At 45.1% G+C, this 4,313-nt stretch carries 3 protein-coding genes and 1 pseudogene; 1 reads left to right on the top strand and 3 read right to left on the bottom strand.

What is annotated here, in order from left to right; genetic code table 11:
• Positions 1-245: 245 nt before the first annotated feature.
• From Q338_RS12030 to rplM, 3 genes are all read right to left on the bottom strand, one after another.
• Positions 246-2,621, bottom strand: coding sequence for a TonB-dependent receptor (locus Q338_RS12030; RefSeq protein ID WP_034295802.1), 2,376 nt, complete (start codon positions 2,619-2,621; stop codon positions 246-248).
• Between the two features lie 383 nt (positions 2,622-3,004).
• A complete protein-coding gene (rpsI, locus tag Q338_RS12025) occupies positions 3,005-3,397 on the bottom strand; it encodes a 30S ribosomal protein S9 (protein ID WP_034295800.1) in 393 nt (130 codons plus the stop codon).
• Between the two features lie 18 nt (positions 3,398-3,415).
• Positions 3,416-3,847 carry a 50S ribosomal protein L13 gene (gene rplM, locus Q338_RS12020; protein WP_034295798.1) on the bottom strand — a complete coding sequence of 144 codons (432 nt, stop codon included), beginning with the start codon at positions 3,845-3,847 and terminating at the stop codon, positions 3,416-3,418.
• 188 nt (positions 3,848-4,035) lie between these two features.
• Between rplM and Q338_RS12015 the strand changes: the two are divergent.
• Positions 4,036-4,313, top strand: a pseudogene (locus Q338_RS12015) (hypothetical protein); the annotation flags it as partial.

The following is a 4,313-nucleotide window of genomic DNA, read 5'->3' as shown; positions in this document are numbered from 1 at the left end:
ATTCAATTTAAATCAGGACAAGGCGACAGCGACCGCCGTGTACACCTAGTACATAAGGGAGCTGGCAACGCGGTACTGGTTTAAATTGAATTCACTATAAAAGTGTGGTTTTTGAAACACGCAAAAGGCAGCCTGAAAACACATTCAGGCTGCCTTGTTGATATTTCATCAATCAAGATATGGTCGGAGAAATGAAAATGCCGTACAAGGCGATAACGCCGTAATGTGTTTTCAGTTCTGGGATTTTAAAACTTCACATTCGCCCCCATACTGATACTGCGCCCCATTTGTGGCAAATACGACAAATGCGAAGCATGGTTATAGGCTTTGGCGTTCAACAAATTGGTGGCACGGACAAAGGTGCTGTAATTCGTGCCGCCCCATTTGCCACTGTATTCCAAACCTGCGTTGAGCATATTGTAACCTGCAGTTGGCTGCTCCAATTTGCTCACGCGTTTTTGTTTAAATGCACGATAAAATTCCAAATCGCCTTTCAAATTCGCCGTAAAATCCGCATTCACGCGCATACCCAAACGTGCTGGTGGCACGCGTGGCGCATCAATATCAGGTTGCTCTGCATAACCAATTGGTTTTCCACGATTTTTGCCAAACAAATAGAAACCAGTCGGCAAAGCTGGACGGTCTTTCAATTTACCGCGCACCAAGTCGCCAAACACGCCCACGCGATAATCAGGGTGAATTTGATAATTCAATTCCGCTTCTGCGCCATAAAAATGCGCTTTGGCTTGATTGTAGCGGTTCACGCGCAAAGGATATTTGCTGTTTAAAGAGCGCGGACCACGACCATCATTCAAAGTATCCGAATAAATGTAGTTTTTGAAATGATTGTAATAAGTGCTGACTTTCCAATCCCATTTGTCTCCCACAAATGCCCATGCCAATTCCACATTATTGGATTGCTCTTTTTTCAGATTTTTGTTGCCCGCGTCAAACGAATTGGTTGCCAAATGCTTGCCGTGCGCGTAAAGCTCTTGATTATTCGGCATTCTTTCTTGGTGCGACAAAATCAAACTCAATTTATTTTTTTCATTCGGCAACCAGTTAAACGCGCTGACATAAGAACGTGCCGTACCTTTGTGTGGGGCTTTTAAATGCGCGTCTTTGGGCTGAACGTCTTCATCTTTCCATTTGATGTAATTATTGAATTTCATGGCGATTTTTTGGCGTTCAACGCGTGCGCCGAGTTGCCATTGCCAATTTTTACCCGATAATTGTTCCACCGCAAAAAAGCTATTTTGGGTAACAAAATTGTCTTGCAACAAATGCTGTTTCTTAAAATGCAGCGCGTGTTTGTTGCTGGCGCGATTGTCTTGGTGCAAATGCTGGAAACCAATTGCGCCCTGCAAACGCCCGTCTAACAAGGGGCTGTGTACCAATTCCAAACGCAGATTGCGCCCTTTGTTGCGAAATTCGCTGTCTACATTGCTGCCTGTTTGTTCATCATGGCGATATTTGACGTGGGTGGCTTGCAAGCGAATTTTATCTATACCGTTTACAGGCTGCCGCCATTCGCCACGCAAATCCCAACGATGATTTTTCATGGCAATCAGAGGGTGGTCGGAATCGCGGTGGTCTTCTTCTCGTGCGGTGTGAACATGTCCATTTCCTTTGGGATTGTGGCGAAAGGTGATGCCAGGATTATCATAATCCACGTCCAACTCGTCCAGCAAAAACGGATAGTGGCGCAAATACGGTTTTTCAAAATTCACCACGCTCAAACGGATAATGTCAATGTAAGCATTGTCATACAAATGACTGTGTGCAGGCAGCCCGTAGCGGTCTTTGCGCTGGCTGTACGCCAAACCCAAATAGCCCTTATCGCCCACCCAAGATGCGCCCACGCTACCGCTATACGAATCAGCAAAACTGTTGGCAAGTTTATTAGATGTTTGATTTTGCAGCGTATAAGTGGGTGTTTTGTAATCATCGGATTTGCGGTACAAACCTTCCGCGTGAATGGCGAAATTTTGCCCAATCCCTTGCGTAATAGAGCCTGTGAACAAGCGTTCCTTGTCCGCCAAATTAAAACGCGTCCCCAATTCCACTTCGCGCTTATTTTCATTTTCAGGCTGCCTTGTCGGGATTTTGTTGTCCACCACGTTTACCACACCAGCAGAATTGCCCGAGCTGTACAACAAAGTATTGGCACCGCGCAACACTTCCACCTGTTTCGCCAACACACTGTCCACCGTTACCGCGTGGTCGGGCGACATGGCGGACATATCCAGCGTTTCGCCATTATTGTGCAGAATTTTAATGCGTTTGCCCTCCTGACCGCGAATAATCGGCGCACTCGCCCCGCCACCAAATTGGCTGGCATGAATACCCAATTCATGCGACAAAGCGTCGCCAATATTCGCGCCACGTTTTTTCAATTCCTTGTCGCGAATGGTTTTTTCGCTCACGCTGCGGCTTTTGCTGCCACTGTCCAGCAGGCTGCCTTCGGTGCGCACACGTTTGCCTTTTACAAATACGGGCGCGAGTTCGGTGGTGGCGATTTCGCTGTTTGACGGTGTGTTGTCCGCCGCCGTATCCGCCCAAACAGTCGGCGCAGCAAATACCGCCAACACAGTTAAAACAATGATTTTTTGTTGAAACATGATTTGTATCCTGATGTTATTTATCAAAAAATGGAAAATATGTTTCCAATAATGATATAATATAACGTACTAGAATAGCAACTCGTCATGATATTATTAAATCAAAAAGTGTGGTTTTTCAGGCAGCCTTTTGTTACCCTACAAAAATAAAATATTGCCCGTAATCGTTGAGATACCATCTGGCTCCCTCTCCTTTGGGAGAGGGCTGGGGAGAGGGAAAAATCGTGGTACATTAACTGTTTTGCCCTCTCCCTAACCTTCTCCCAAAGGAGAGGGAATAGATGGGTGGTCGGCAGAAATTTGTAGGGTAATGAAAGGCAGCCTGAAAAAAACAGCATAAAAAAAGAACACCCGAAAAGGGTGTTCTTTTTGCCAAAACGAGATTAACGTTTTGAGAATTGTTTTGCACGGCGAGCTTTGCGCAAACCTGCTTTTTTACGTTCCACTTCACGCGCATCACGGGTAACAAAGCCAGCTTGAGACAATGCTGGTTTCAAAGCCACATCGTAATCAATCAAGGCACGCGTAATGCCATGACGCACCGCGCCAGATTGACCTGTTTCGCCACCACCAGTTACGTTTACTTTGATGTCAAACGCTTCCAAGTTTTCAGTCAAAGCCAAAGGCTGACGTACCACCATGCGGCTGGTTTCGCGTGAGAAGAATTCATCAACAGGGCGACCGTTTACAATGATTTGACCTGTGCCTTTTTGCAAGAACACACGAGCCACAGAGCTTTTGCGGCGACCTGTACCGTAGTAATATTTACCGTTCATTTATTTGTGTCCTTACAATTATTTCAATTCCAAAACTTTAGGTTGTTGCGCGGCGTGTTGATGTTCTGCGCCTGCGTACACTTTCAGTTTTTTAATCATGGCATAGCCCAAAGGACCTTTTGGCAACATACCTTTAACGGCTTTTTCCAATGCGCGACCTGGGAATTGTTCTTGCATTTCGCGGAAAGTGCGTTGGTAGATACCGCCTGCATAACCAGAGTGGCGGTAGTAAATTTTGCCTTCGTTTTTGTTACCTGTTACGCGCAATTTGTCGGCATTAATCACAATGATATAATCGCCAGTGTCCACGTGTGGGGTGTATTCGGGTTTGTGTTTACCGCGTAAACGGCTGGCAACTTCTGCTGCCACGCGACCCAAAACTTTATCAGTCGCGTCAATCACAAACCATTCGCGTTGCACTTCGTGCGGTTTCGCTGAAAAGGTTTTCATAGGGTTAATCCAAAAATAGTTTAATAATAGAAACCGCCGATAATAGCATTAGCCAGTTTGGGTGTCAATGTTTTTGCTGGAAAATGGGGCGGTTTGTGGGAAGATGGTCAAAGTGAATGGTTCAGGCTGCCGTGTATAATGGTGCAAGACAGTAAAAGGCAGCCTGAAAATGATAGGAAAATAAGAAAATGATTGATTTTATTGAAGAACTCAAGAAAGTTCGTGCTTATAATACCTTTATCCCCTTCTACCCTGAACGGATTAAGGGTTATACAGATGCGGAAATCGCACAAATTGAACGCGATTGCAATATCCATATTCATGGGCAATTTCGGCAACTATTGCGCCAAATGGGGCGGTGTTCTGGTGGGTTAATTTGGGGATGGGATATTTGTATGTATAACTATACTTGGAGATACGAACAATTTACTAGATACCAAAATAGTGTACTAATTGACTTTTATAA

The organism is Alysiella crassa DSM 2578 (assembly GCF_000745955.1).
GTDB lineage: Bacteria > Pseudomonadota > Gammaproteobacteria > Burkholderiales > Neisseriaceae > Simonsiella > Simonsiella crassa.
This window is presented reverse-complemented; position numbering and strand designations above follow the sequence as displayed.